Source organism: Alteromonas sp. ALT199 (assembly GCF_018619335.1).
Classification (GTDB): domain Bacteria; phylum Pseudomonadota; class Gammaproteobacteria; order Enterobacterales; family Alteromonadaceae; genus Alteromonas.
Genome location: NZ_JAHHDX010000151.1, coordinates 1 through 1,015, shown reverse-complemented (window position 1 = coordinate 1,015; position 1,015 = coordinate 1). Strand labels below are relative to the sequence as shown.

Here is a 1,015-nt window from a genome sequence, read left to right as displayed (position 1 = left end):
ACATATAGCATCAAATGCATTAACATATGTAATTAAAGGTCATATGTCTAATTGTAGTATATGAGTCGATAAGTAGTGCGCCTATGCGTGGAAGACGCGACGCTATAAAGGAAATTTTACAGTCAATCTTTTTTAACCTGATGTAAGCGTGAAAGCGCTACAATGCAAAAGCGAGAACGATTATCAATAATACGTTTACCAAATTATATCTATCATCTAGGGATAGCCTTAGCCGTTTTGTTGCGGCTATTGTTCCCCCTAACGAAATTGAAGATGTGGTGCAAGAAACGTACGTGCGTATTTGTCAGGCGAAGAACACAGAACAAATACTTTCGAAAAAGTCGTTTATGTACGCTACAGCCAGAAACTTGGCGTTGGATTATCAAAAAAGAGCCTCGACAAAATTGCTCGATGATAAGCTAGAATGGAGTGAACGTGAGTCGCAATTGTGTGACGGTGATGCGGATTACATCCTAAATGACGTGATAGCGAAAGATGAATTTTCTACCTTGTGCGAAGCGATTTGGCAACTCCCTTCTCAATGTAGAAAAGTGTTTGTTCTTAAGAAGATATATGGCTATACACAAAGAGAAATAGCTAAGGAAATGGGTATAAGTGAAAGTACAGTTGAAAAGCACATTTCTGCTGGAGTTAAGCGTTGTATACAAAGTTCGAACCACGAAGATTTAGCGCCGCACGCTAGCAATTTAGTTAATAGCTAAGTCGAAGAAGAGAGTCAAAAACGTTTATTGTAGGTAATATCCGCCTCCTTAGTGCTCGGCATTTAAGAAGAGAAAAGACGCTTGAGAACGCCTATGACTCGATTGCTAAAATCGACCGAGGTGTATTGCGAGTTATTTAAGAGTACTCATAGAAGACACATCAAAAAACCAGTTCAAGTCAGATATTTCCAAAAGAAAAATAAACTTACTAAGACACTTCCTTCGCCTCATAAGGGTGAAAGTTAACTTTCATAAAAACAAAAATTTCAAAAATAACAAGAACACTATAAATA

Annotated in this window: 1 protein-coding gene; it reads left to right on the top strand. The window is 37.6% G+C overall.

Going from position 1 to position 1,015, the window contains the following annotated elements:
- Positions 1-248 precede the first annotated feature (248 nt).
- Positions 249-722, top strand: a complete 474-nt coding sequence (locus KL866_RS17080) for an RNA polymerase sigma factor (protein WP_409173993.1) — start codon at positions 249-251, stop codon at positions 720-722.
- The last annotated feature ends 293 nt before the right edge of the window (positions 723-1,015 follow it).